Below are 25088 nucleotides of genomic sequence, written 5' to 3' on the forward strand. Positions count from 1 at the left end.
GCAGGCAGGCACGGATTCCCATTATGAATATAAGTATATGTCAAGTGATGGGGTTTTGTCAAGGGGTTTAAGAAAAAAATCGGGTTGATCAACGGGAAGCAAGGAAATAGCCAAGGGAGAAAAGAATGCCGCTAAAAAAGTGGAGATTAACCGCGATAAACTTGCAGTTACTGACTAGCTGAGGTTGGTCATGATTTTGGTTGACGTGGTGGACTAATTGCCAAGCGAAAGGGAGACTAAGGAAGATTAAGAGGGTGAGAGGGGGATAAACTTGCAGCAGGACAAAAACTACCGTTAAAACGTAAATGAGAACCGTCACTACGGTTAAAACTTTAGAACCTTTTAAAGTACCTAAACGAGCAATAGGTGATTTTTTACCCGCTTTGAGATCATCGGCAACTTGATGGAAATGGGAACAAAAAAGGATGATAGAAGTGGTAATCCCGATAATAATTGAAGCCGCTAGACTAGAGAGAGAAAAAGCACCAACTTGGGAATAGTAGGCAGCCGCAATCGCCAAGGGTCCAAAAGTAAAGAAACAGATAATTTCACCTAATCCTTGATAACCGAGACGGAAGGGAGGCCCTTGATAGGTATAGCCCAAAAAACAGCAGAGGGCGATTAATTCTAGGATAGTCCAATCGCCTCGCCAATAACTAATAGCAAAAATGCCAGCAATGCCTAATAATAGAAAAAGATTACTCAGCCAGAAAATTAAAGATTTATTGCCAGTTAAATTAACGATCGAATGAGCTTTATTAACATCGATCCCAGTATCGGCATCAAAAACATCATTACTGAGATTTAACCAAGCGAGAATTAAAATAGCTGAGAGGATAAAAGTGGCAAAAATCGGGGGAGAAAATTGACCTGTTTCTTGATAAGCGATCGCTGTCCCCAAAATAATCGGTATAATTGCCACACTATACATTGGTGGTTTCAGGGCTGCTAACCAGAGTTTTTTGGGTGAGGGAGTGGTGATAGTATCGGTGGTCATAGCTGAATAATAATCAGGAAAACTCGATCGCTCTAGGGATAAAAAACGAGGGTTTCAGGTAGAATTATAGCTTTTTGTGCCTCAACTAGAAAGACGACATTTCCTATTTGTGATGATAAACAGAAGTTATCAAAAATGGTAGGAGTGCAGGGGATGCGCCCAAAATTTCCTATAGGGTGTTATTCTCTAGACGATAAGCTGAAAATTCCTATAACTTTCCTAGCCACCGATGAGAGCGATCGCTAAAGATGATATTCTTTATATTCACCATGAAGATGTGCCGGTTTACAAAAAAGGCGGTTCAGTGGTGAGAAATAGTTATTTTTGGGCGCTAAAATCGATCGCCTGTGGAGCGCGTCGGGGACAGGATTGGGAGTTCGATGCACAGGTGTGGGTGGCGCTGGTGCGGATGTTGCTCTGTTTTGCCAATTCTGGCTATTTGGGGGATGGTGAGACAATTTTAGAGTTTACTGTCGATTGTCCTATTCCCGAACCTTTACGGGGGATATCTACTTACTTATAGCCTCGCTGAGATAGTTAGCGGTGGATTCCACTAGGGGAATAGTATTTTCGTATAACATTCGCGTCGGTCCGATAATGCCAACACTACCGACGGGAGTATCTCCCTGTTTATAAAAAGCGGAGATAAGAGTACAAGGGCGCATGGATTCCAGAGGATTTTCGGAACCAATGGTGATTTTGACTTTTTTAGCTGATTTTTCTAGTTCTGGTCTTTGTAAAATCAGGGGTAAAAGGCGATCCTGTTCTGCTTCCAATAGATGCAGTAACATTTGTACTTGTTGCCATTGGGCGAATTCTGGCTGTCGAATGACTTCAGCGACACCATGGACGATAATCTCTGGGATGGCAGTGGATTGGAGACTCGCGCTGATTTCTTGGCTTAATTGTTGGAGAAAATGGGTATAACGGGTAAATTCTCGCTCGATTTGCTGCCAATCGAGGTTAATTAAATCTGCCAAGCAATAACCTTTTAATTTTTCCCCCAGAAAATTAGAGAGGATTTGTAATTCTTCTGCTAATCCATCCTCCTTGTCCGTTGCCATAGACTCAGGAATCTCTATCATAACCGAGCGTGTTTGTAAACTATCTGTAACAATAATTAACATTATCTGCTTGGCTGAGACAGGGATTAATTGCAGATGACGCAGGGTATTAGTGAGGGTGTGGGGAAGGGTAACGATAGCGATATAACCGCTTAAACCGGCTAAAAATTGGGTGGCCCGTTGCAGCAGACTTTCGAGACTCCAAGCGGGAGATTTAGCGTTTTGATGCAGATAATAGCCGATTTTTTCGCCGATACGGTCATCGGGAGTCATTAACTCATCGACGTAGAGACGATAACCCCAATCGGAGGGAATGCGTCCGGAGGAAGTGTGGGGTTGATAGAGTAAACCTTCTTTTTCCAGTTTACCCAGAGCATTGCGAATCGTGGCGGAACTAACAGTAAACTTGTACTCCTCCAGCAGAGTTTTCGAGCCAACTGGTTCGGCCGTGGCGATATAATGTTGGATTGTCGCCTTTAAGATATGTTGATAGCGATCGCTGAGATGGGTTCTAGCGGACATAGGGGGATGATCTTAACAAAAGATTTATAACATTTTTCTAGACAGTATAACGCTTAATCAGTTATCAGTTATCAGTTATCAGTTATCAGTAGTCAGTAATCAAGGTTCTTCGTTACTTGGTATGGTTCGATCGGGTGGCATAAATCGACTAAATCCTTATCTGGCAAAAGATTTAATTGATTAGTTCGCTCTAGATCAAAAACAATTGACAAAAATCGCAGAAGACAAACCGAAGAACCGTAATCAATGGGGAGAAAGGGGATAGTTTACCCCTCTCTTTTCCCGATGGGGGCTATAAAAATTAGTAACGGGGAATATTAGGATCGACGAGGAGGGAATAAGCATCGATGCCACCGTTAATATTTTTAACATTAGTAAAACCCTGACTTTGTAGCCATTGGCACATTTGCAGGGATCTCATGCCATGGTGACAGATAACGAGGGTTTCCGCTTGGGGGTTGAATTGGGTGGCAATAGTGGGCGACCATTCTTGGTATTGACTCAAGGGTAAAATGGTAAAATTGGCCACAGATGCCATGGCAACTTCCTCCGGTTCGCGCACATCAATAAGTTGTAAATTAGGATCATGATCGGCTAAACGGAGAGCGAGTTCATGGACGCTAATTTCGGGAATGCTCATAGATTTGGTCTTAAGAATCGGTTATCTTTCCTGGCTCTTCGGTTTGTGTTATGCAATGGACTGGGTTTATAGGGGATGGAATCCTTATGTAGAAAGGCATTTGGCGATTTTTGTCAATTGTTTTTAACCTAAAGCGAACTCATCAATTAAGTCTCTTGCCAGATAAGGATTTAGTCAATTTATGCCCCCCTATCGAACCATACCAAGTAACGAAGAGCCTCTTTCCTTTAGAGTAGCAAATCGAGGGACCCTGAGCGGTTATCTGTGAACAGTGCCTAGGTTGTAATGATGGTGAGGAAAATTCTGGGAAACAAAAAAAAGCGCATTTGTCCCCGGCTTGATTTCAGTTAAGCTTTAATTAGAGGTTATTGCAGGAGGGAGTTATTGATACCGAATAGATTCACCCAGATGTATTGCGCTGAAGCTATCTTTTCCCCAGTTTTTTATCCTCTGATGAATTTCTAACCTATACTGCTTTCTCCCTCTCTCCCTACTTCATAATTCATAATTCATAATTGATAATTTCTCCCAGCTTATGATTCCCCTACAATTAACCCTAAAAAATTTTCTCAGTTATCGCGAGGCAGTGCTAGATTTTCGCGGATTACATACTGCTTGTATTTGTGGTGCCAATGGTGCGGGAAAATCCTCTTTACTGGAAGCAATTACTTGGGCAATTTGGGGGGAAAGTCGCGTCTCGATTGGTGATGATGTGATTCATGCGGGCAGCGATTATGCGCGGGTAGATTTCGAGTTTAGTTATGGGGGAGAAATCTATAAAATTATCCGTAGTCGTCACCGGGGGGGGAAAGCTTCTGGTTTAGATTTTCAGGTGATTAATGATCAAAGTTTTCGTCCTTTATCGGGTAAAAGTATTAAAGATACCCAAGCACAGATTAATACTTATCTAAAAATAGACCATAAAACTTTCATTAATTCTGCTTATTTACGACAGGGACAAGCGGACGAGTTTATGAAACAGCCTCCCAGTGGTCGTAAACAGATTTTAGCAGAATTATTACAACTCGATCGCTATGAAATTTTAGCTAATAAAGCCAAGGATATATCGAAACAATTTGATGGACAATCCCTCCAGATCGAGCAGCAAGTAGAAACTATCAAACTCCGTCTTCAGGAGAAAAATTCTTATCAGGAACACCTGCAAGAGTTAAGCACCCAAATTAACCAAATTAATCAAGAACAAGAGGTAAATAATTGGCGTTTACAGCAACTGCAAGGGGAAGAAAATCAGCGTCAGAATTGGGAAAAACAGCTGCAGTGGCAACGAGAACAGGAGCGAGTTTTATTAGCAGAAATCGAGAGATTAGACCGGGAAAAAGTTAGTCTAGACAATCAATTAAATCAAATAAGGACCATTCTTCATCGCAAAAATGACATTATTACTGCACACGAGCGCCTAATCAATTTAGACCAGAAAGAGGCCAGTTTGTCAAGTCAATTGCAAGCTTGGCAACAGGCCCAGTATGATAAACAACAATTAGAACAGAAATTACAGCAAAAAATTAACGAATTTACCCTTCCCATCCAACAAACGAGCGCTCGTTTAGAAGAATTGCGAAGACAGGAACAAGAAACTCAAAAAATTATCGAGCAAGCGGGGGATATTCAAGCAGCATTAGAGAAGTTAAATTATCATCGTCAACGTCTTCAGGAATTGGATAGATTAGCTTTAAAATATGCTCCTTTAAATAGCCGAAAAGCTGATCTAAATATGCAGTTGGAACGGGAAAAAGCCAGGATTAATGCTCGTCGGGAACAACTGCAAAGAAATCGGCAACAATTAGAGACAGAAATCGCTCGTATTCCTCTACTAAGAGAGGAAGCTCTCAATTTAGCCAAGCGAATTAAGGAATTAGATAAAAAACAAACCTATTGTGAACGAGTGGAAGAAAAAGAAACGGTTAAACAAGTGGATAAAAAAAGTTTATTGGAGCAACAGAAAAGATATGAAGAACAACTTTTAGAGTTAACTGATAAGTTGGAAAAATTAAATATTCCCGATTCGGTTTGTCCTTTGTGTGAACAGAATTTAGACAGTCATCACCGTCATCAGGTAATCAGGAAAACCCATCAACATCAAGAACAAATTCAAGAGCAAATCTGGTCCCTACAGGAACAGATGGCAGACTGCGATCGAGATTTAAAACGTTTACGCGAGGAATTAGCCCAAATTAAACAAGAATTGCCAGTAAGATCGAATCTACAACAAAAATATGTGCAGTTAGAAGTCAAGTTAGAAACTATTGAAGAAAAGGAAATAGAACTAGAGAAAAACGAGGAGATACTTGTGGAGTTAGAAGCACTTTTAAGCAGTGGCAATTATGCCCTAGAATTACAGCAAGAATTGCAAATTGTCAATCAAGAAATCGCCTTATTAAACTATGATGAACAAAGTCATGCTTTAGTCAGAGGAGAAGAAAAAAGATGGCGTTGGGCAGAAATTCAAGAATCAGAACTTAAGCAAGCAAACCGTCGTTTAGCTAATATCAAGGCCGAGAAACCTAATTTAATTAATCAATTAGCTAGACTAGAACAGGAGAAGCAAGAACTAGGTCAAAATTCTCCAATTAAACAGGAAATTAAACGCTTAGAAAAGCTTATTCAAAACTTAAATTATGATCGCAGTGAACATCAGAATATTCAAAATCTGATTCGACAATTACAGGGGGTAAGATTACAGTATCAAGACTGGCAACAAGCGGAAAAAATTTATCCAGAAATAGCCGCTAAAATCGCTGACATTGAGCAAAGATTACAGCTGCGAAATGAGGATCGCCAGAAGCTGAATCAGGAGTTAGCAAATATTATTCAAAAGATTGGTACTTTGACCGACTATCGCCAAGAAATAGCCGCATTATCGACTAATATTCAACAGCGGAGACAGATAATTGATGGATTGCTCTCCCAAAAAGGTCGGGTTGAGGAGAAGTTATATCAACTGGAAACTTTAGGTAAACAACTGACAGAAAAAGAGAGCGATTTAGCTAAAGTTAAAAAACAATATAGAGTTCATAAAGAGTTAGCCCTAGCTTTCGGCAAAAATGGTTTACAAACTCTGATGATTGAGAATGTTTTACCAGAGTTAGAAGCACAAACTAATCATATCTTAGCTCGCTTAACCGGTAATCAATTTCATGTGCAGTTTTTAACCCAAAAAAGCGGTAAAGGTACGAAGAAACAGCGAGAAAAGTTAATCGATACTTTAGACATTATTATTGGTGATACCCGGGGATCCCGTCCCTACGAAACCTATTCAGGAGGGGAAGCTTTTCGGATTAATTTCTCGATTCGATTAGCTTTAGCGAGATTATTGGCACAAAGAGCCGGAACAGCTCTACAAATGCTCATTGTTGACGAAGGATTCGGAACTCAGGATGCGGAAGGATGCGATCGCTTAATTGCGGCAATTAACGCTATATCCGCCGATTTTGCCTGTATTTTGACTGTAACTCATATGCCCCAATTTAAAGAAGCTTTTCAACATCGCATCGAAGTCCGCAAAACCGAACAGGGTTCCCAATTGATGTTATTATCCTAGGAAAAATATTGATATAAATATGGAAAAAATTACGGTAACAGTAAAACTATTTGCTATTTATCAAGAAGTCTATCAAACTTCACAATTAAACCTCGAATTTCCTGCCCAAACTTCCCTTACAGAAGTGTTAAACTATATTATAGCCCCCTATCCTCAATTAGAAAGATGGCGCAATGTTACTCGTTTTGGAGTTAATCTTCAGTTTGTTTCGGGAGAGAAAGTCCTCGAAAATGGCGATGAGATAGTTCTAATTCCCCCCGTTAGTGGTGGCTAAATGGAGATAGGGAAAATCACAAAAACTGCCACCTTTTTCCCTTTTTACTTTTTCCTTGATATCCCGTGTCTAACTGGCAAATTCCCCCATCGGTAACTCTTCCCCAAGAGTTTTTAAAAATAGTCCAAGACTACACCCCAGAGTCGGATGGCAGCGTCGTGGCACAAATATTATGGCATCGCGGTGTCTGGGATCGGGCGACTCTGCGGACGTTTCTGGATGAGAAAGCTTATCAGTCAAAAACTCCCTTTGATTTTGGGCAAGAAATGAACTTTGCCGTCAAAAGACTGGAAAAAGCCCTAAATAAAGGCGAAAAAGTGACTATTTGGGGTGATTTCGATGCCGATGGTGTCACCGCTACCAGTGTCCTCTGGGAAGGATTAGGGCAGTTTTTTCCACCCTATCAACAGTTAGATTATTACATACCCGATCGCCAAAAAGAATCCCACGGCCTCAATTGTCCAGGTATCGAGAAACTAGCGCATCAAGGAACCCGTTTAATCGTCACCTGTGACACGGGAAGCACGAATATCGCTGAAATTGACTATGCAAACGGTTTAGGCATCGATATTATCATCACCGATCATCATACCCTACCCGACGAGCGCCCCGAGGTGATTGCCCTGATTAATCCCCGCTACTTTGTGGAAACCCATCCTTTCTATCATCTTTCTGGGGTTGCTGTTGCTTATAAATTAGTGGAAGCGATGTATTTAACCCTAGCAGATATTCCCAGAAAACCCCTAGAAAATTTACTTGATTTAGTTGCGATTGGTTTAATTGCTGATTTAGTCAAATTGACGGGAGAATGTCGTTATTTAGCTCAAAAAGGTATGCAAAAACTGCAAAATACTCAGCGTTTAGGAGTTAAAAAATTACTCGATTTATGTAACAAAACCGGAGATAGACCGATGGATATATCCTTCGGTATTGGACCGCGAATTAATGCCGTCAGTCGCATTTATGGCGATGCTAGATTTTGTGTGGAATTACTCACCAGTGAAGATGAAAAACGTTGTCACGAATTAGCTGAACAAGCGGAATTAGCCAACATTCGTCGGCAAGAAATCCAACGGGATATTATTAAACAAGTTCAGAAAAAACTAGAGAGAATTGATCTTTCTACCACTAATGTAATTATTTTAGATGATCCCCAATGGCCAGCGGGAATTTTAGGATTAGTTGCGGGACAAATTGCCCAAGAATACCAGCGACCAACAATTTTATTAAGTACCAGTGAACCACCTTTTGCTCAGGGTTCCGCTCGGTCAATTCGTGAGATCGATCTTTATCAATTAGTATCCTCTCAATCCCATCTTTTACATCGTTTTGGTGGTCATCCTTTGGCCGCGGGTTTAAGTTTAACTATAGAAAATTTACCCCTATTTATTGAGGGAATTAATCAACAGTTGCGACGCACAGGAATTGATTTAACTTCCCTTTCTTCCCAGATAGAAGTAGATGCGGTGGTGACGGTTTCCCAATTGGGAAAAAGTCTATTTCGAGAATTAAAATTACTGGAACCCTGCGGGATGGGTAATCCGACACCAAAGCTATTAATTCAAAATTGTTATTTTCAAAATCTTTGGCATAACAATCTTGAGGATTTAAAAGGCAAAAAAATAGCTTATCCCCGGACAACTTTTGAGATATGGGATAGTTCAATTGAGCAGGGATTCCCCGGTATGTGGTGGGGTCATCACAAAGATGAAATTGCTGTCGATACCCGTTATGATGCCGTAGTAGAATTGGATTTTAATACCTCCAAAAATCGCTATGAAGTGCGCTTAATTGCTCTGCAACTTTATCAACAAGAATCATTAAGCTATGGCAATAAAAAAGATTTTTTAATCGACAATCGCAATCGAGAAATTAATCAAGAAGTTAACCAATTAAATCCCCTTTTTCTCCGGGAATGTCCCCGGGATTGGACAAAACTTTCTAGGGAATATCAACAGGCAATTTTACGCGATAAAAAGTTAGTTCTTGCCTATGCTAGTCCTTTAAAAAAATCCGCTCACACCAGATGGATAAACCTTGTGGGGATTGGGAAATATTTAGCTAGAACTAAAACCAGTATTTCCCGTCAACAATTACAAAACCGCTTAAACCTCAGCTATCATACCCTAGAATTAGGATTAGTTTCCCTAGCAGAAAATGGCTTTAAAGTCAAGGAAAATCAAGAAAATTTATCCTTTGAATTAGTCAATCATGAGGCAAAAATTAATAAGATTGAGCAATTTCTGGAAGCGGTGGCCTTAGAAAACTTTCTCCAGCAATACTTTGCTACTGTTCCCCTAGAAATTCTGCAAACAATTCTTAATCATGAAGACTCGATCGATTTCTAATTATAACTCTTATTTACTGATAACTGATAACTGATAACTGATGATTACTGATTACTGATAACTCCTTGACCGAAGAATTTCGGGGGTTTTGCTAGGGTATAAATTTCCGTATTTTGTGCGATTGCTTGACGAATATAGAGAGGAGTTTGTAACATTCCTAGTAAAGTAATACCATCAATTAAACGTAATCCTCCCGTAGTTGTATCGGTGATTAATTCATCCACCACATCGGGATCGGGACGAGTATTTAAAGGATGATTAGCACAGAGAGTAAAACCCCAAGGAGAACCATAACTAGGAGTGGGAGCGCAATAGGAATGAACGTAGGGAAAAACTGCTTTTAAAGTATTCACCAAACGCGCATGATACATCACCGAAGGAGGAGAAACCGGGCCAGATTGGACAACAACAATGCCATTTTCGGCCAAAACTCTTTGTAGTTTTTCAAAGTATTCTTTCGTGAATAGGGGGAAAGAAGGACCCTCTCCGATGGGATCAACCAGATCAGAAATAATAATATCCCATTGATCGTTAGTAGTGTCTAAAACTTCTAAAGCATCGGCCACAACTAACTCAAAACGAGGATCATCAAAAGTGCCTTGGTGCATTTCGGGAAGATGTTCCTTACAGGCTGCCACCACATCCCCATCGATATCGATCATCATCACTTTTTCGATTGTTTTCCAACGCAATAACTCCCGCGTTGTCGCACCTTCACCACCTCCCAGAATTAAAGCAGTTTTTGCTTCTTGGTGGGCAATCATTGCCGGTTGCACTAATGCTTCATGATAAATAAATTCATCCCCCGTACAAGATTGCCATTTCCCATCCAGTACCAAGGCTTTTCCATAGGCCCCCGACTCAACAATATACATCTCCTGAAAAGCGGTTTTTTTGTAGGCTAAAATCCGCGAAACCCCATGACTATAAATGTCCCAGGGGGTAATATATTCGTTAACCCATAGATCCGCTTTTAGTTCACTTCCTGCCATAACTAATCCTCCTTGTGGTGAAAAAGGCACGATCTATCATTATACAACAATTGACAAAATTTGATCGATAACCTGAAATTATCTCCCAGTCATCCTGAAGCTGCCGATAATCGATCGCTGAAAAACGTTAAGCTAGAAAAGATTAAGGAAGTAGTTATAATTAAATTGAAGATAGATTTTGCCTCTGATCCCCCCTGCCCCCCTTGATAAGGGGGGTGCCGATCCCCCCTTGATCCCCCGTTGATAAGGGGGGTATTTGATAATTTTTAACGCCTACCTACTTAGCGAACAGTAAACTTCTAGCCACTAACCTATGACCAAAAACGAGACTACCGAGAAAAAGATTTTTCTCCTAGATTTTGAAAAACCCCTCTACGAATTAGAATCCCGCATCGAACAGATTAAAGAATTAGCCCAAGAAAATAGCGTAGATGTCTCGGAACAAATTAGTCAACTAGACGAACGAGCTAATCAATTACGTCGTGAAATTTTTAGCAATCTCACCCCTTCCCAACGGCTACAATTAGCCCGTCATCCCCGGCGCCCCAGCACCCTAGATTATATTCAAGCCATCACCGATGAATGGTTCGAGTTACACGGGGATCGCGGTGGTTACGACGATCCCGCTCTTGTGGGTGGTGTTGCCCGTTTTAACGGTCGTCCCGTGGTGATTATCGGGCATCAAAAAGGCCGGGATACTAAGGATAATGTGGCTAGAAATTTCGGCATGGCTGCCCCCGGTGGTTATCGTAAAGCCATGCGTTTAATGGAACACGCCCATCAGTTTAATCAGCCAATTTTAACCTTTATTGACACCCCCGGCGCCTGGGCGGGGGTGGAAGCGGAAAAATTAGGTCAAGGAGAAGCGATCGCCTATAATCTTCGGGAGATGTTCCGTTTAGATGTGCCGATCATTTGTACTGTTATTGGCGAAGGTGGTTCCGGCGGTGCTTTGGGCATTGGGGTCGGCGATCGCCTATTAATGTTAGAGCATTCTGTCTATACCGTGGCGACTCCCGAAGCTTGTGCCGCCATTCTCTGGAAAGATGCCAAAAAATCCGATAAAGCAGCAGTTGCCCTCAAAATTACCTCAAAAGATTTAAAAGAGTTAAATATTATCGATCAGATCGTTCCTGAACCCTCCAGAGGGGCCCATGCTGATCCGATAAAAGCGGCAGCCAATTTAAAAGCCGCTATTAGTGAAAATTTAGAGGCTTTATCTTTGTTAACTCCCCAACAACGGCGCGAATCTCGTTATCAAAAATTCCGCAATTTAGGCGTATTTTTAGAGGCTACAGCTTAATCAGTGAGCAGTGAGCAGTTATCAGATGTGAGTTTTCAGTGATTAGTTTGTTTTGTAGATTTGGAAGATTTCAGCTTCAGTTTAAGGGTTGCACCGACAAAGCTATAATATTAATGGCAGGTTCAAGGACAAACCAAATGAAACAGGACGAGGTGCTGGCAATTCTAGAGGCACACCGAGAACAGTTACAAAAACTAGGGGTGAAATCTTTGTCTTTATTTGGTTCAGTGGCCAGGGATAAAGCTGATGCCGATAGTGATGTAGATTTGTTAGTAGAATTCGATCGACAAGGTGGTTTTTTTCAACTTCTGCAAGTACAGTATTATTTAGAAGATATTCTGGGATGCTCTGTGGATTTAGGAACTCAGGATGCCTTAAGAGAACATTTACGAGAACCTGTGCTTGAGGATCTGATCAATGCCTTCTAGAGATTGGCGACTTCGCCTTCAAGACATTTTAGAATCTATCAGTGAAATTGAACAGCGAACAAAGGCAATGACGTTTGAGGAATTTGCCAAGAATCAAACAAATATCAAAGCGGTTCTCTATGATTTTATTATTATCGGAGAAGCAACTAGAAATGTACCGAAGGAAATTCAGTCTCGCTATCCTCTTATTCCTTGGCGTTTAATGGCAGGAATGAGAAATGTGGCAACTCACGAATATTTTCAAGTTAATTTAAGTAGAATTTGGGCAACAATTCGAGAAGATTTGCCGACCTTAGTACCACAACTACAAGAAGTATTAGCAAGGGAAACAGACCCGGAATAGTTGCGGGGCATTTGTCATATTTATTGGGCAATTTAGCCTACTTTTGTGGTTTCTTTTTCGCTGGATTGGGAGGGTTTTAGTTTGCCCTTGAGGATTGAAGCTGCACTAAGAGTAGCGGGGGTGAGGAGTGCTTGAGTCCTACGCCCCCACAGAACAACTAATATGTAGTAATGTCGGGGCGCAATTGACACCATGATGTCAAGAGAGTCGATTAACTGGCGCTAACTTCAGCGGGATAAACGCTAACTTGACGGCGACTTTTATCCTTGTATTCAAATTTGACCACACCATCAATTAAAGCGAATAAAGTATCATCGCCACCACGACCAACATTTTTACCCGGGTGAACTTTAGTACCCCGTTGACGGATGAGAATATTTCCCGCTTTTACCACTTGACCACCGTAGCGCTTAACGCCTAGGCGTTGGGAACGAGAATCGCGTCCGTTGCGGGTACTACCCGTACCTTTCTTATGAGCCATAATTTCTCTCCAAATGCTTTTTTGATTCTAAAAGTTATTCTTCTTTCTCGCTACTATCTTCCACAACTTCAGCGACGGAGGTGGCAGCAGTGGCGACTAGGGTTTTACCGTTATAATTGATTGAATCAATCATAAAACGGGTAATTTCTTGACGATGACCGCGTTTTTTACGGGTTTTCTTTTTCGGGCGCATTTTATAGACAATAACTTTTTTGCCCCGACGATGTTGCATGACAGTCCCTTCGACGCTGGCCCCTTCGATAAAGGGCTGACCGATGCTAATATCATCCTCATCATGGATTAATAGCACTTTGTCGATGGTATGGGTACTTTGTTCATCGACGGGAAGAAGTTCGATATCGTAATAGCGACCGGGTTCCACCCGAATCTGTTTGCCACCGGTCTCAATAATTGCGTAACTCATGAATTTTCTGCGCTCGTTTTGCCGTACAGGTAGCTGAAAAAAATTCCAGCTTTTGTGGTAATGTCTTCACCTGATCCGAGCAGGAATTGACACAATTTACTATCATCTAATATTCGGGGGGCAATTGTCAAGCTTTTAGCCCACCGATTCGCTATATACTAAAAATAATCTTACGAAAAGCTCAATTAAACCGTTATGGAACAGTGGGAAAGCAGAGGACACCTGTTAACCGAACAAATTAACCCAAACAGCCTAAATTTAGACCAATTAAACCCGCTCGAATTGGTGGATCTCTTCAATCAGGAGGATGCCCAAACCCTAAAAGCGATCGCCATGGCCCGGCAAGAATTGGCCCTGGCAATCTCCCTGACCGGTCAAGCTCTGGCTAAAGGTGGCAGACTCTTTTACATTGGAGCAGGAACCAGTGGCCGGCTGGGGGTTTTGGACGCGGCCGAATGTCCCCCCACCTTCTGCACTCCCCCGGAATTGGTACAGGGAATTATTGCCGGTGGAGCGGCGGCGCTGGTGCGTAGTTCCGAAGATTTGGAGGATAAAGCGGAAGATGGAGCGGCGATTATTGCCCAGCGAGAAATTCACGAATTAGACGTGGTAGTGGGGATTACCGCCGGGGGTACTACTCCCTACGTTCACGGGGCTTTACAGGCGGCAAAACAGCGGGGTGCGACGACGATTGCTATTAGTTGTGTCCCCGCCGAACAGGTGGAGATTGCGGTGGATGTGGATATCCGCTTATTGACCGGACCAGAACTTCTGGCCGGCTCCACCCGTCTGAAAGCGGGAACGGTGACGAAAATGGCTTTAAATATCCTTTCCACAGGGACAATGGTAATGTTAGGCAAGGTTTACGGCAACCAGATGGTCGATGTGGCTGTTACTAATCATAAACTCCATGACCGCGCCCTGCGAATTATCTGCCACCTTACCGATGTTAGTCGCGAGGAAGCGGCAATTTTACTGGAAAAAAGTGGCCGCCGGGTTAAACTGGCTTTGTTAATGCAGAAAACGGGACTTTCGGCGGCCGCAGGACAAGAATTGTTACAAAAGCATCGGGGTCAATTACGGGCCGCTCTGCAAGCTTATAATCAAATTGATTGATAAAAACCTATTGATTTTGACTTTCCTATGGTTAATATTTCTTCGGAAATTGCTGCGATTGCTGTTATTTTCCTCGTCGCTGCTGGTATCTTGACGTGGAGCTTTTATCGGTCTAAACCCTACGGTCAACTGGGAATTTTACCTTGGTTACAATCCTTGGCACTAATCGCTCCTTGGTTAATTTTTTTCGGGCTATTTGCGGCGGGAATTGAACTCAATCTAGCGGTAATTCTCTTTTTACTGGTTGCTTCCACCATTATCTATATTTATTTAGGCAAGCGTTTACGCTTACTGAAAACCAATCAGATAATTGAACCAAAAGTTAACCCAGCAGTTAGCCAGTCCGTTACTCCCCTAGAAACCCCGGCAGCGGTGACAGCAATTGTGCCGGATGTGATGCCAATTTCCGAAGAGGATTTAAAAGTTATTCAGAGTATTTTTGGGATAGATACTTTTTTTGCCACCGAGACTATCTCTTTTCAGGAAGGGGCAATTTTTAAAGGCAATTTACGGGGAGAACCGGATCTAGTTCACTCGCGCTTAACCCAGAAATTAAGTAATCATTTTGGCGATAAATATCGTTTATTTTTGGTGGAAGGAACCGAGGAAAAACCGGTGGTAATTATCCTTCCCAAAACTAATGATCCTAGTCCTGCAACTCTTGCTCAAAAAAATCTCGCTTTAGTTTTGTTAGTGGCTACTATTGTCACCAGCTTAGAAGCGGCGGGAATTTTATTGGGTTTTGATTTGTTTAGTAATTGGCAGAGATATCGAGAAGCAATTCCCCTGAGTTTGGGTTTATGGTCGGTATTAATTGCCCACGAAATCGGTCATCTAATTATCGCTAAACGCCATAATGTTCGTCTCAGTTTACCCTATTTTCTTCCCACTTGGCAGATTGGTTCTTTTGGGGCGATTACTCGTTTTGAATCTTTATTACCTAACCGCAGTGTCCTATTTGATATAGCTTTCGCTGGTCCTGCTTTGGGAGGTTTGGTTTCTTTAATCTTGTTAATTGTTGGACTGACTTTATCTAATTCTGCCAGCCTTTTTCAAATCCCTAGTACCTTTTTCCAAAGTTCAATTTTAGTGAGTTTTTTAGCGCGGATAGTTTTGGGCGACGAGTTACAAAATGCTGTTATCTCCGTGCATCCTTTAACTGTTATTGGTTGGTTAGGATTGGTAATAACAGCCCTGAATTTACTGCCAGCTGGTCAATTAGACGGGGGTAGAATTGTGCAAGCAATTTATGGTCGCAAAATTGCCCGCCGTACCACTGTGGCCACTTTGGTTATTTTGGGCATTATTTCCTTAGTTAATTCTAGCAATCCCATTCCTCTCTATTGGACAATTTTAGTCGCTTTTTTACAAAGAGAGTTGGAAAGACCTAGTTTAAACGAGTTGACCGAACCCGATGACACCCGTGCTGGTTGGGGTTTATTACTGCTCTTTTTAATGTTAGCGACTCTGATTCCTTTAAGCCCTAGTTTAGCGGGACGTTTAGGCATTGGTGGCTAAATACTTCCCCGAAATTCTTGCCATTGATTGCCGTCAAAAAAAAGCTTGACAAAAACTCAAGTCTTGACTTATAATTTTATTATAATGGGAATCCGTGTACGCCTATAGACCCCTGATTTTTCGGTAAGATATAGCCCTCAGCATTTAGCCCTGGAGATTTGACTTTTGGAGTTGCTCAAAATGTCTAACGAAACTGTCACTTATTCCCCAGAAGCTGTCCTGACAAGAATTGAGGGGAAAATCGACTCTCTGGAAAAACGCCTTGACGAGAAAATCGACTCTCTGGAAAAACGTATTGATGAGAAAATCGACTCTCTGGAAAAACGTATTGACGAGAGATTTGACAAGATAGAAGACCGGTTAACTAAAGTAGAAATAGGACAGGCCGAACTCAAGGGAGAAATCAAAGCTCTGGATGAACGACTAAGCACAAAAATCGAGGGATTAACTGCAAGGGTTGCCTATCAGGAATTCACCAATCGAGGGATTCTGATAGCATTGGTGGTCGCTATTTTAGGAGGTGCCGCTAAACTTTTTGGTTTTTTCCCTAATCCTTAGAAGTTGACTGCAGCCGTACCTAGTAGATAGGCTCTTCCCAAAAATTTTTCCCTCATTACCCCGATCATCCGTTAGAATAGATTCAGAATTTAAGGATAAAACCTCATCTATGAATCCCGTTGTTTTGGTGCATGGTTTTCTGGACACTACGGCTGTTTTTAAACCGATGAGCGAGTATTTAAACTATCATGGTTGGCAGGTGCATAGTTTTAACCTAATTCCCAATCATGGTTACGAAAAGTTAGAAGTTTTAGCCAGTCAGGTGGAGAATTATATCGAGAAAAACTTTGCTAAAGAGCAGAAAGTAGATCTGATTGGGTTTAGTATGGGAGGACTAATTACCCGCTACTACCTGCAAAGATTGGGAGGGGTGGCAAGAGTGCAACGTTACCTAAATATTTCTGCCCCGAATCGAGGCACTTTAACCGCATATAGTTTACCCTTAGATGGGATTAGACAAATGCAGCCGGGGAGTCAATTTCTAGAGGATTTAAATCAAGATTGTCAACAAATTTTAAATAAAATTAAAACCACAATTATCTGGACTCCCTACGATTTAATGATATTTCCTGCCCATAGTTCCCGTTTATCGGTGGGCAAAGAAATTTCCATTCCCGTATTGCTTCATGCTTGGATGGTCAAAGATAGCAAAGTTTTAACAACAATTAAAGAGACCTTATTAGAATAGAAATACTGGTTGTCTCCAACACTGGAACAAGATCAAAATATTATCGACAAAAAAGTTAATTTTTATCAAAAAAGCTTGACTTAAGGTTATAATTGTGCTAGGCGATCAAATTCCCCAAGGTGTCACCATGTCCACTCAAGAACCCACCCTAACCGATGTTCTCAACGAATTGAAAAGCTTCCAAACAGCAGTAAATCAACGTTTTGAGGCGATAGACCAACGTTTTGAGGCGATAGATCAACGTTTTGAGGAAATAGACCAACGTTTTGATACTATGGGGCAACGCTTTCAGGAAATAGACCAAAGATTAGACAAGCTCGACTATAAATTTGACACCTACGAAAAAGCCTCCGAGAAAGTGCTGAGATTAGCCACGACAATTATTATCGCAGCCGCCACCGTAGCGGTTTTACCCTCGGCCTTTCAGGCAATCGGTCCCCTATTAACCCAAATAATCGCCGCCGGCAATAACTAACTTGTGATCGAGACTTGACGATTGCATGGTATGATAGGGGTTTTGGAACTATTGTTTTAGGTCAAGATCATGGCGAAACGAATGCAGGTTATCCTCAATCAAAAAGTCAGCAAATTAGGTGAAAATGGCGATGTGGTGGAAGTGGCCCCCGGTTATGCCCGCAATTACCTTATTCCCCAAGGTGTGGCCGTTTTAGCCACCAAAGGCGCGATTAAACAGGCAGAATTTAGGAAAGAAAAAGAGCGTCAACGTCTCCTCGCCGAAAAACAAGAAGCGGAAACCAGAAAAACTGCGATCGAAAAACTCAGTCCCTACACCATCCCTAAACAGGTGGGTGAAAACGAGGCAATTTTCGGTACTGTCACCAGTCAAGATGTGGCTACGGTTATTCTAGAAAATGCTAAATTAGAAATTGATCGCCGTGGTATTACCGTTCCCGATATCGGTCAATTGGGAGTCTATAAAGTACAAGTCAAACTCCATCCCGAAGTTAGTGCCGATATCGAAATTAAAGTAATTGCACAATAAAAATTGTCGGGGCATAGTTATCAGTAATCAGTGAAAAATTATCAGAGCAATTAACTAGCTGATCGCTGATAGCTAATAGCCATTCACATCTCAAAAATTATGACTCATTCTACGGATATAAAAACCCTAGCACGCTGGATGGCGGCCGATTTTAGTAATCAAGAACAAGCTTTTGCTAATCCGCCTTTTTTTGCCCATATTCGCGTGTGTATGCGTCCTTTACCCGATGAATTACTGAAGGGAACCAGTTTATTTTTAGAGCAGGCCTACGATTTTATGCTCAATACTCCCTATCGTTTACGAGTATTTAAATTATCGGTAGTCGATGACCATATTGAACTAGAAAACTTTAAAGTTAAAGAGGAAGCTAACTTTTTTGGTGCTTCTAGAGAACCCCAGCGTCTCAAAAATCTCAGCTTAGAGTTATTAGAACCGATGCCGGGTTGTGATATGAATGTAACTTGGACAGGTAACAGTTTTAAAGGGGTGGTGAAACCGGGGAAACAATGTTTAGTCTTTCGCAAAGATAAAATGACTTATTTGGATAATAGTTTTGAAATTAGTGAACAGGGATTAATTAGCGTTGATCGCGGTTTAGATACCGAAACCGATCAATTAGTCTGGGGTTCGATCGCCGGTCCCTTTGAGTTTGTGCGTCGCAGTAGTTTTGCTGAGGAAGTGTGAGAAAAATTCTCGGTTTTTAGCTATGAAAATCGCCACATGGAATGTCAACTCGATTCGCAGCCGACAAGATCAGGTAATTAATTGGTTACAACTCAATCCCGTTGAGGTTTTATGCTTGCAAGAAACCAAGGTAATCGATCGAGATTTTCCCAGAGAAGCTTTTGAATCTTTGGGTTATCATCTCTATATTTCTGGACAAAAAGCCTATAATGGTGTAGCGATTTTTAGCCAGAAACCCCTGGACGATATCACTGTGGGATTTAGTCCGATTATCGGCGAAAATTTAACGGGAGAACTAGACAAACAAAAACGTTTAATTACTGGAGTAATCGGCGATATTCGGATTATTAATCTCTACGTTCCTAATGGTTCTTCCCTAGATAGTGATAAATATATTTATAAGCTTAAATGGTTAGAAACTCTTAGGAAATATCTAGATAAAATTATTAATTCTCAACCCCAGGAATTATGTATCTGCGGTGATTTTAATATTGCCTTAGAAGATAAAGATATTTATGATCCCAAAGGCAAAGAAAATCATATTATGTCTTCAGCTAAAGAAAGAGAAGCTTTAGAAAAGGTCTTAGAAATTGGTTTACAAGATGCCTTTAGAAAATTCACCTCAGCAGCAGGACATTATAGTTGGTGGGATTATCGCAGCGGTGGTTTTGCTCGTAACCGAGGTTGGCGAATCGATCATCTTTATTTAACTCCTCAGCTATACGAAAAAGCCGTTAATTGTCTGATTGATCGAGAGCCCAGAAAACAAGAAAAACCTAGCGATCATACCCCCGTTATTCTCGAAATATAAGGCAAAAATAGCTAACTTCAAGGAGGGTTTTTTCGGCTGGTGACAGTAAGCAATCAAACCACAGGGAAGATTAACGCAAAAATTAACAGGACTGCGGTGGTGGGAATGTTCAATCCCAGAGATGTTCTTGAGTTGGTCAATAATAGTCTCGACAATAGAACGCTTACGGGATAAAAGCTGGTCATGAAGGCGGATTAAGCGATTTTTCAGGTTCCGTTTGGGTTTAGCAAAAAACTCAATATCCGTCGTCGACAGGACAGAAAAGAGCTTCTCGACTAGACATAGATGGGTTGGGGGTGCTGAGTTTATATATTTTTCAGCTTACTAGCCCCCGCCTTTTCTTTCCACCCTTATCCCGAACTGACGTTAATATAAATTGGGTTAGGGATAGGCCGAAACGCTGCTGCTATCCCAGCCAGTCAACCTGATTTTTTGGTGGAATTGATGGCAAAATCTTCTTAGCCTCAACTAACTTTAATCAAGCCCAACAATTTCTCCCTTACCGGCAATCACTTCGCCGATTTGGTAGGCATTAATCCCAGAGGATTGTAGTTGATTAATAGTCAATTGCGCCAGATCTGATGGGACAATGATCACAAAACCGATACCCATATTAAAAGTATTAAACATGGCTTCGGCATTAACCGAACCCATCTGGGCTAACCAGTGAAAAATTGGCAAAATTGGCCAACTTTCTCGGTAAATCTGCACAGAATGCCCTTTACCTAAGCAGCGGGGCAAATTTTCTGGGATGCCCCCCCCGGTAATGTGGGCCATGGCGTGAATATCTAACCCAGAGCGCAGCAGTTCTAGCACAGGTTTAACATAAAGTCTAGTGGGAGTTAACAAAACTTCACCTAAGCTAGAGCCGGCTAAAATTGCGGGGCAATCTTGCCAATTTAAGCCCTGGGTGTCGATAATCTTACGAACAAGACTAAAACCGTTACTGTGAACCCCACTACTGCCTAAACCGATAGCCACATCGCCGATTTGCACCTTACTGCCGTCGAGTAATTGACTTTTTTCGACAATACCGACGCAAAAACCCGCCAAATCGTACTCTCCCGCCGAATAAAACCCCGGCATCTCCGCCGTTTCCCCTCCCAAAAGAGTACAACCACTATCACGACAGGCACTAGCGATTCCCGATACCACCGCCGCTAACTGTGACGCTTCCAGTTTACCAGTGGCGAGATAATCCAAGAAAAATAAAGGTTCGGCCCCGGAGGTTAGGACATCGTTGACGCACATGGCCACCAGGTCAATTCCCACCGTATCATGGCAATTGAGACTATGGGCAATTTTCAGCTTGGTTCCCACACCATCAGTTCCCGATACTAACACCGGTTGCTGATAACCAGAAGGTAACTGAAAATAGCCGCCAAAACCGCCTAAACCGCCGATAACTTCGGGACGGAAGGTACTTTCCACATTTTGGCGAATTTTCTCGACGAAAGCGCGTCCCGCTTCCACATCCACGCCTGCTTCTTTATAATCCATGCCCAATTGACCGATTGTATCTCTCAAATTTTACCCAGATTTCAGTCCTATGGGAATTATGAGTTATAAATTATGAATTATGGTTCTTCGGTTTGTCTTATGCAACGGACAGGGTTATAAGGAATGAAACTCTTACAGAGAAAGGCATTTGGCAATTTAGGCATTTGGCAATAGGCAAAGGAGAATAAATAATCAGTTTTTAATAACCAGATTTAGTAAGTAGTCGTGCAAAATTAATTTCCTAGTGAAGATAGGCAAGAGGCAAGAGGCAAGAGCGGGGTTAGATATCTGTAATTAATTTTGCTTAGGTACTTAGCAGGATTTCCCAAGGATTTTTACTGATCAGAGAAAGGTTAGAACTGGTCGTAAAGTGAAAGAGATAACTATTTTGGTTATCGTCATTTCAGATAAGTCTGATACAATCTAGACTGGTTGAATCCTTATGAACTCTGGCATTGATATTCTCAATCTTAATTGAAATGACTATATCTAGATCACCGACGGTCAAAATTCCCTTGACTGAATCGGGGATGCGCGGAGATTGTAACAAAAATTATCGATTTCTTGACAAAAAACACCGATCATGCTATCAACTGAACCTAAAATCAGCAATTCCGGACAAAAATATTTAGCCTATCAAGATTGTCTATCCCCGAATCAAACCCTGTTACCCCTGACAGCCAAGGTTAATAACCGCGATTGTCTAGAAATCGGTGGTTGCGATGTGACCACCCTAGTGGAACGTTTCGGTTCACCCTTGTATATTATCGATGAAGTCACCCTCCGCACTGCCTGTGGTCAATACCTGCAAGGTTTCCAGACACATTATCCCGGAGAATCTAGGGTAATTTATGCCTCGAAAGCGTGGAATTGCCTGGCCGTATCGGCCGTGGTCGCTAGTGAAGGATTAGGTTTTGATGTGGTGTCCGCCGGAGAAATTCACACGGTGTTAACCGCTTTAGACCAGATCAATAAAACCGATGTGCCAATATACTTTCATGGTAATAACAAATCGATCGCCGAATTAGAATACGCGATCGAGCATAACTGCATTATTATCGTTGATAACTGGCTAGAGTTAGAAAATCTGGTTAAATTAGGCGAAAATCGTCCTGATACCCCTATTCCGGTTTTATTGCGGTTAACCCCCGGTATCGAGTGCCACACCCACGAATATATTCGCACGGGTCACTTAGACAGTAAATTTGGTTTTGACCCCCATCAAATCGAAGCAGTATTTGACTATGTTTTAGCTCATCCGGTGCTGAATTGTCTGGGTTTACACGCTCATATCGGTTCCCAGATTTTTGAACGTCAACCCCACCAAGACCTGGCCGCTGTCTTGGCAGATTGGTTTAAATTAGGTTTAGAACGGGGTTTACCCCTAGAGCAATTAAACGTCGGGGGTGGTTTAGGGATTCGCTACCTTGAAAGTGATGACCCCCCAAGTATCGAGGAATGGGTGCAAGCGGTGTCCTTAGCAGTGGCCAAAGCTTGTCAGGAAAGAGGTATCGCTTATCCGCTGCTGATTGCCGAACCGGGACGCTCTCTGATTGCCACCGCTTGCGTAACAGCCTATACAGTGGGTAATCGCAAAGAAATACCCGAAATCCGTACCTATATCGCCGTTGATGGCGGAATGTCCGACAATCCCCGACCGATTACCTATCAATCGGTTTACCGGGCCGTGGTCGCTAACAAAATGAGTCAAGAATGTCAGGAATTGGTGACAATAGCTGGAAAACATTGTGAATCTGGCGATATTCTAATTAAGGATATTGCGCTACCGAAAACCAACCCGGGGGATATTTTAGTGGTTTTAGCCACGGGGGCCTATAACTACAGTATGGCTTCTAATTACAACCGCTTACCCCGTCCAGCGGCGGTAATTGTCCAAAATGGAGAAGCTAATCTGATCCTTGAACGGGAAAATCTGGCGGATTTGCTGCGTCAAGACCGCTTACCCAATCGACTCTCCTTAATATAAACCTCATCGCTATTGTCCCCCCATGTCGGGTTTTTTTCTAGACCCTCGCCGGTTATTGTCCTGGATTCTCAGCCATGGTCTGTCATTCCTAGACTTTGGGTTAGTTCTCCTCCTTACCTATATGCTGCTGCTAATTATCGGCGAGCGGCGTACCTTTTGGATGGTGCGAGGACTAATCTACTTAATGCTGGCCTCGGTGATTAGCGATGCTCTAGGATTGCGCTTGCTGGGGTTAGTCCTAGAAAAATTGATTTTGGGGGCAGCTGTGGCGATCGCTGTGATTTTTCAGTCGGAATTCCGCCGTTTTTTAGAATTATTGGGCAAAGGTCAAGTGTGGGAGTTATTTCAGAAAAGTTCCCCCACTCCCAAGACCGATAATGTCATTGATGAGTTAGTGGACGCGGTGAAGGATCTATCTCAAAATCGCACCGGTGCGCTGATGGTATTAGAAACCAGTGGCAATCTCGATACCAAGGTGTTTGTCAATCCGGGGGTGACGCTCAATGGCCAAGTATCTAAGGAATTAATTCAAACTATTTTTCAAACTAAAACTTTACTGCACGATGGAGCCGTATTTATTCGGGGCGATCGAGTGGTGGCCGCTGGTGTTATTCTACCCCTATCGGAGCGCAGTACCTCTAGGCAATTAGGCACCCGTCATCGGGCAGCCATGGGTATTACCGAAAGGATAGATAATTGTATCTGTATTGTGGTTTCTGAGGAAACTGGCTCGATTTCCCTCGCGTCCGGAGGTAATTTGGATCGGCCTTTAACCAGTAGTAAACTAAAAGAGCTGCTCGAAGCGAAGTTTTCTCCGTCGGGAGAGGGGGAAGTGGTCGCACCGAGTTGGGGACGTTTAGGGCGTACAATTGGCTTAAAAGGCCGTCTAATCTTAGAAAAATTCTCCCGTTCGCCTAGCGCAACCCCGAAAGATAGAAAATGACTGTTAAACCGAGCTTGTCACCAGAATTACCTACGGATTTAGATAAAAACCGTTTGCCTCAGCACGTCGCAGTGATTATGGATGGGAACGGTCGTTGGGCGAAAAGTCGTGGTTTGCCACGGATTATGGGCCATCAACGGGGAGTAGATGCACTCAAAGACTTGCTGCGCTGTTGTGGTGAGTGGGGGATTCCCGCTTTAACCGCTTACGCTTTTTCTACGGAAAATTGGGGTCGTCCCCTCGAGGAAGTAGAATTTTTAATGACTCTATTCGAGCGGGTTTTGCAGCGGGAATTGGAAGAAATGATGCAGGAAAATGTCAAAATTCGCTTTATTGGTAATTTAGCAGCCTTGCCAGAGTCTTTAAGCCGGGAAATTGCTAAATCTCAAGCAGAAACTAGCAAAAATTCCGGTATTCAATTTACGGTGGCTGCTAATTATGGTGGCCGAGAGGAGATCGTGCAAGCTTGTCAGGCGATCGCTCGTCAGGTGCAACAGGGTTTAGTCTCCCCAGAAGCGATCGATGAATCTCTCTTTGCACAGTATCTTTATACTGCTGGGATTCCTAACCCAGACCTGTTAATTCGCAGTAGTGGGGAAATGCGAATTAGTAATTTTTTACTCTGGCAAATGGCCTACGCAGAAATCTACGTTACTGACACCCTCTGGCCCGATTTCGATCGAGTGCAATTTCACCGCGCTTTAAAAGATTATCAGGGTCGTCATCGTCGTTTTGGCAAATTATAAGGGCTGCAGCCCAAATTTAGCGAAATAGCCACTGTGGGGCAGTTAAAGGACAATTTTTGATTTTTCACTTTTTATCTTAAACTCCCTGGAGCAACGGTCAAACCGCGACGAGAAGGCCGTTTGTGATCTTGTCGATTTCCCCAATACGGTAATCCGTAA

The 25088-nt window shown here is 42.3% G+C and carries 25 protein-coding genes and 2 pseudogenes; 18 read left to right on the forward strand and 9 right to left on the reverse strand.

Annotated elements, in window-relative coordinates:
- Window positions 1-88: 88 nt before the first annotated feature.
- Window positions 89-997 carry a 2-carboxy-1,4-naphthoquinone phytyltransferase gene (gene menA / locus IQ224_RS00605; protein WP_002744108.1) on the reverse strand — a complete coding sequence of 303 codons (909 nt, stop codon included), beginning with the start codon at window positions 995-997 and terminating at the stop codon, window positions 89-91.
- Window positions 998-1226: 229 nt separating this feature from the next.
- On the opposite strand from menA, the gene IQ224_RS00610 reads away from it, so the two are divergent.
- Window positions 1227-1520 carry a hypothetical protein gene (locus IQ224_RS00610; protein ID WP_002735877.1) on the forward strand — a complete coding sequence of 98 codons (294 nt, stop codon included), beginning with the start codon at window positions 1227-1229 and terminating at the stop codon, window positions 1518-1520.
- On the opposite strand, the gene hrcA is transcribed toward IQ224_RS00610, so the two are convergent.
- Both hrcA and IQ224_RS00620 read right to left on the reverse strand, forming a co-directional pair.
- A complete protein-coding gene (gene hrcA, locus IQ224_RS00615; RefSeq protein ID WP_002744107.1) occupies window positions 1507-2583 on the reverse strand; it encodes a heat-inducible transcriptional repressor HrcA in 1077 nt (358 codons plus the stop codon). The genes IQ224_RS00610 and hrcA overlap by 14 nt on opposite strands.
- Before the next feature lie 301 nt (window positions 2584-2884).
- Window positions 2885-3223 (reverse strand): rhodanese-like domain-containing protein, encoded by a 339-nt coding sequence (locus IQ224_RS00620; protein WP_002744103.1) that lies wholly within the window; start codon window positions 3221-3223, stop codon window positions 2885-2887.
- A 535-nt stretch (window positions 3224-3758) separates the two neighbouring features.
- Here IQ224_RS00620 and sbcC point away from each other — a divergent pair.
- The 3 genes from sbcC to recJ all read left to right on the forward strand — a co-directional run bounded on the left by sbcC (window position 3759) and on the right by recJ (window position 9404).
- On the forward strand, window positions 3759-6782 hold the full coding sequence (gene sbcC, locus IQ224_RS00625) for an exonuclease subunit SbcC (protein WP_194032351.1): 3024 nt from the start codon (window positions 3759-3761) through the stop codon (window positions 6780-6782).
- 19 nt (window positions 6783-6801) lie between these two features.
- Window positions 6802-7056, forward strand: a complete 255-nt coding sequence (locus tag IQ224_RS00630; protein WP_002744101.1) for a MoaD/ThiS family protein — start codon at window positions 6802-6804, stop codon at window positions 7054-7056.
- Window positions 7057-7121: 65 nt separating this feature from the next.
- Window positions 7122-9404, forward strand: coding sequence for a single-stranded-DNA-specific exonuclease RecJ (gene recJ / locus IQ224_RS00635; RefSeq protein ID WP_002744100.1), 2283 nt, complete (start codon window positions 7122-7124; stop codon window positions 9402-9404).
- Between the two features lie 44 nt (window positions 9405-9448).
- On the opposite strand, the gene IQ224_RS00640 is transcribed toward recJ, so the two are convergent.
- Window positions 9449-10396: a fused MFS/spermidine synthase gene (locus IQ224_RS00640; protein WP_002744099.1), complete on the reverse strand. Its 948-nt coding sequence runs from the start codon at window positions 10394-10396 to the stop codon at window positions 9449-9451.
- A 313-nt stretch (window positions 10397-10709) separates the two neighbouring features.
- Between IQ224_RS00640 and accA the strand changes: the two genes are divergently transcribed.
- The 3 genes from accA (at window position 10710) to IQ224_RS00655 (ending at window position 12470) form a co-directional block, all read left to right on the forward strand.
- Window positions 10710-11699 carry an acetyl-CoA carboxylase carboxyl transferase subunit alpha gene (gene accA, locus IQ224_RS00645; RefSeq protein ID WP_002744097.1) on the forward strand — a complete coding sequence of 330 codons (990 nt, stop codon included), beginning with the start codon at window positions 10710-10712 and terminating at the stop codon, window positions 11697-11699.
- Window positions 11700-11836: 137 nt separating this feature from the next.
- Window positions 11837-12127: a nucleotidyltransferase family protein gene (locus tag IQ224_RS00650; RefSeq protein ID WP_002744096.1), complete on the forward strand. Its 291-nt coding sequence runs from the start codon at window positions 11837-11839 to the stop codon at window positions 12125-12127.
- On the forward strand, window positions 12117-12470 hold the full coding sequence (locus IQ224_RS00655) for a DUF86 domain-containing protein (protein ID WP_002744095.1): 354 nt from the start codon (window positions 12117-12119) through the stop codon (window positions 12468-12470). The genes IQ224_RS00650 and IQ224_RS00655 overlap by 11 nt, the downstream gene beginning before the upstream one ends.
- Window positions 12471-12502: 32 nt before the next feature.
- On the opposite strand, the pseudogene IQ224_RS23705 reads toward IQ224_RS00655, so the two are convergent.
- From IQ224_RS23705 to rplU, 3 genes and pseudogenes are all read right to left on the reverse strand, one after another.
- A pseudogene (locus IQ224_RS23705) lies at window positions 12503-12580 on the reverse strand (PEP-CTERM sorting domain-containing protein); the annotation flags it as partial.
- A gap of 101 nt (window positions 12581-12681) precedes the next feature.
- Window positions 12682-12951 carry a 50S ribosomal protein L27 gene (rpmA, locus tag IQ224_RS00660; protein ID WP_002744094.1) on the reverse strand — a complete coding sequence of 90 codons (270 nt, stop codon included), beginning with the start codon at window positions 12949-12951 and terminating at the stop codon, window positions 12682-12684.
- Window positions 12952-12985: 34 nt separating this feature from the next.
- The gene (gene rplU, locus IQ224_RS00665; RefSeq protein WP_194032352.1) at window positions 12986-13375 is read right to left on the reverse strand and encodes a 50S ribosomal protein L21; all 390 of its coding nucleotides are present in this window, start codon (window positions 13373-13375) and stop codon (window positions 12986-12988) included.
- 195 nt (window positions 13376-13570) lie between these two features.
- On the opposite strand from rplU, the gene murQ reads away from it, so the two are divergent.
- The 8 genes from murQ (at window position 13571) to xth (ending at window position 19753) form a co-directional block, all read left to right on the forward strand.
- Entirely contained in the window at window positions 13571-14491 is a 921-nt protein-coding gene (gene murQ / locus IQ224_RS00670; protein WP_194032353.1) for an N-acetylmuramic acid 6-phosphate etherase, read from the forward strand.
- A 27-nt stretch (window positions 14492-14518) separates the two neighbouring features.
- Window positions 14519-16009 carry a site-2 protease family protein gene (locus IQ224_RS00675; protein ID WP_194032354.1) on the forward strand — a complete coding sequence of 497 codons (1491 nt, stop codon included), beginning with the start codon at window positions 14519-14521 and terminating at the stop codon, window positions 16007-16009.
- A 180-nt stretch (window positions 16010-16189) separates the two neighbouring features.
- The gene (locus IQ224_RS00680) at window positions 16190-16567 is read left to right on the forward strand and encodes a DUF4164 domain-containing protein (RefSeq protein ID WP_194032355.1); all 378 of its coding nucleotides are present in this window, start codon (window positions 16190-16192) and stop codon (window positions 16565-16567) included.
- A 109-nt stretch (window positions 16568-16676) separates the two neighbouring features.
- Window positions 16677-17255, forward strand: coding sequence for a triacylglycerol lipase (locus tag IQ224_RS00685; RefSeq protein WP_046662998.1), 579 nt, complete (start codon window positions 16677-16679; stop codon window positions 17253-17255).
- Between the two features lie 94 nt (window positions 17256-17349).
- On the forward strand, window positions 17350-17730 hold the full coding sequence (locus IQ224_RS00690) for a hypothetical protein (protein WP_185240450.1): 381 nt from the start codon (window positions 17350-17352) through the stop codon (window positions 17728-17730).
- A 69-nt stretch (window positions 17731-17799) separates the two neighbouring features.
- Window positions 17800-18258 carry a 50S ribosomal protein L9 gene (gene rplI / locus IQ224_RS00695; RefSeq protein WP_002737358.1) on the forward strand — a complete coding sequence of 153 codons (459 nt, stop codon included), beginning with the start codon at window positions 17800-17802 and terminating at the stop codon, window positions 18256-18258.
- Window positions 18259-18357: 99 nt separating this feature from the next.
- Entirely contained in the window at window positions 18358-18942 is a 585-nt protein-coding gene (locus tag IQ224_RS00700; protein WP_002744084.1) for a chromophore lyase CpcT/CpeT, read from the forward strand.
- Between the two features lie 22 nt (window positions 18943-18964).
- Window positions 18965-19753 (forward strand): exodeoxyribonuclease III, encoded by a 789-nt coding sequence (gene xth / locus IQ224_RS00705; RefSeq protein ID WP_194032356.1) that lies wholly within the window; start codon window positions 18965-18967, stop codon window positions 19751-19753.
- Window positions 19754-19765: 12 nt separating this feature from the next.
- Here xth and IQ224_RS00710 read toward each other — a convergent pair.
- Window positions 19766-19996 (reverse strand): annotated as a pseudogene (locus tag IQ224_RS00710) (transposase); the annotation flags it as partial.
- A gap of 231 nt (window positions 19997-20227) precedes the next feature.
- Entirely contained in the window at window positions 20228-21253 is a 1026-nt protein-coding gene (purM, locus tag IQ224_RS00715) for a phosphoribosylformylglycinamidine cyclo-ligase (protein WP_194032369.1), read from the reverse strand.
- Between the two features lie 583 nt (window positions 21254-21836).
- Between purM and lysA the strand changes: the two genes are divergently transcribed.
- Genes lysA through IQ224_RS00730 form a run of 3 tightly spaced genes read left to right on the forward strand, consistent with a single transcriptional unit; the run spans window position 21837 to window position 24929 of the window.
- On the forward strand, window positions 21837-23240 hold the full coding sequence (gene lysA, locus IQ224_RS00720) for a diaminopimelate decarboxylase (RefSeq protein ID WP_194032357.1): 1404 nt from the start codon (window positions 21837-21839) through the stop codon (window positions 23238-23240).
- Between the two features lie 22 nt (window positions 23241-23262).
- The gene (gene cdaA / locus IQ224_RS00725; RefSeq protein ID WP_036400954.1) at window positions 23263-24183 is read left to right on the forward strand and encodes a diadenylate cyclase CdaA; all 921 of its coding nucleotides are present in this window, start codon (window positions 23263-23265) and stop codon (window positions 24181-24183) included.
- Window positions 24180-24929, forward strand: a complete 750-nt coding sequence (locus IQ224_RS00730) for an isoprenyl transferase (protein WP_194032358.1) — start codon at window positions 24180-24182, stop codon at window positions 24927-24929. The genes cdaA and IQ224_RS00730 overlap by 4 nt, the downstream gene beginning before the upstream one ends.
- Window positions 24930-25088 lie beyond the last annotated feature (159 nt).

This window comes from Microcystis sp. LEGE 00066, from assembly GCF_015207925.1.
GTDB classification, from domain to species: domain Bacteria; phylum Cyanobacteriota; class Cyanobacteriia; order Cyanobacteriales; family Microcystaceae; genus Microcystis; species Microcystis ichthyoblabe_A.

Coding starts and splice junctions, on each gene's coding strand:
- IQ224_RS00630 (WP_002744101.1), top strand. CDS start 6,802: ATGGAAAAAATTACGGTAACAGTAAAACTATTTGCTATTTATCAAGAA.
- rplU (WP_194032352.1), bottom strand. CDS start 13,375: ATGAGTTACGCAATTATTGAGACCGGTGGCAAACAGATTCGGGTGGAA.
- murQ (WP_194032353.1), top strand. CDS start 13,571: ATGGAACAGTGGGAAAGCAGAGGACACCTGTTAACCGAACAAATTAAC.
- IQ224_RS00610 (WP_002735877.1), top strand. CDS start 1,227: ATGAGAGCGATCGCTAAAGATGATATTCTTTATATTCACCATGAAGAT.
- sbcC (WP_194032351.1), top strand. CDS start 3,759: ATGATTCCCCTACAATTAACCCTAAAAAATTTTCTCAGTTATCGCGAG.
- IQ224_RS00730 (WP_194032358.1), top strand. CDS start 24,180: ATGACTGTTAAACCGAGCTTGTCACCAGAATTACCTACGGATTTAGAT.
- IQ224_RS00640 (WP_002744099.1), bottom strand. CDS start 10,396: ATGGCAGGAAGTGAACTAAAAGCGGATCTATGGGTTAACGAATATATT.
- IQ224_RS00700 (WP_002744084.1), top strand. CDS start 18,358: ATGACTCATTCTACGGATATAAAAACCCTAGCACGCTGGATGGCGGCC.
- lysA (WP_194032357.1), top strand. CDS start 21,837: ATGCTATCAACTGAACCTAAAATCAGCAATTCCGGACAAAAATATTTA.
- IQ224_RS00680 (WP_194032355.1), top strand. CDS start 16,190: ATGTCTAACGAAACTGTCACTTATTCCCCAGAAGCTGTCCTGACAAGA.
- cdaA (WP_036400954.1), top strand. CDS start 23,263: ATGTCGGGTTTTTTTCTAGACCCTCGCCGGTTATTGTCCTGGATTCTC.
- rplI (WP_002737358.1), top strand. CDS start 17,800: ATGGCGAAACGAATGCAGGTTATCCTCAATCAAAAAGTCAGCAAATTA.
- menA (WP_002744108.1), bottom strand. CDS start 997: ATGACCACCGATACTATCACCACTCCCTCACCCAAAAAACTCTGGTTA.
- purM (WP_194032369.1), bottom strand. CDS start 21,253: ATGGATTATAAAGAAGCAGGCGTGGATGTGGAAGCGGGACGCGCTTTC.
- IQ224_RS00655 (WP_002744095.1), top strand. CDS start 12,117: ATGCCTTCTAGAGATTGGCGACTTCGCCTTCAAGACATTTTAGAATCT.
- xth (WP_194032356.1), top strand. CDS start 18,965: ATGAAAATCGCCACATGGAATGTCAACTCGATTCGCAGCCGACAAGAT.
- hrcA (WP_002744107.1), bottom strand. CDS start 2,583: ATGTCCGCTAGAACCCATCTCAGCGATCGCTATCAACATATCTTAAAG.
- IQ224_RS00685 (WP_046662998.1), top strand. CDS start 16,677: ATGAATCCCGTTGTTTTGGTGCATGGTTTTCTGGACACTACGGCTGTT.
- rpmA (WP_002744094.1), bottom strand. CDS start 12,951: ATGGCTCATAAGAAAGGTACGGGTAGTACCCGCAACGGACGCGATTCT.
- IQ224_RS00675 (WP_194032354.1), top strand. CDS start 14,519: ATGGTTAATATTTCTTCGGAAATTGCTGCGATTGCTGTTATTTTCCTC.
- accA (WP_002744097.1), top strand. CDS start 10,710: ATGACCAAAAACGAGACTACCGAGAAAAAGATTTTTCTCCTAGATTTT.
- IQ224_RS00620 (WP_002744103.1), bottom strand. CDS start 3,223: ATGAGCATTCCCGAAATTAGCGTCCATGAACTCGCTCTCCGTTTAGCC.
- IQ224_RS00650 (WP_002744096.1), top strand. CDS start 11,837: ATGAAACAGGACGAGGTGCTGGCAATTCTAGAGGCACACCGAGAACAG.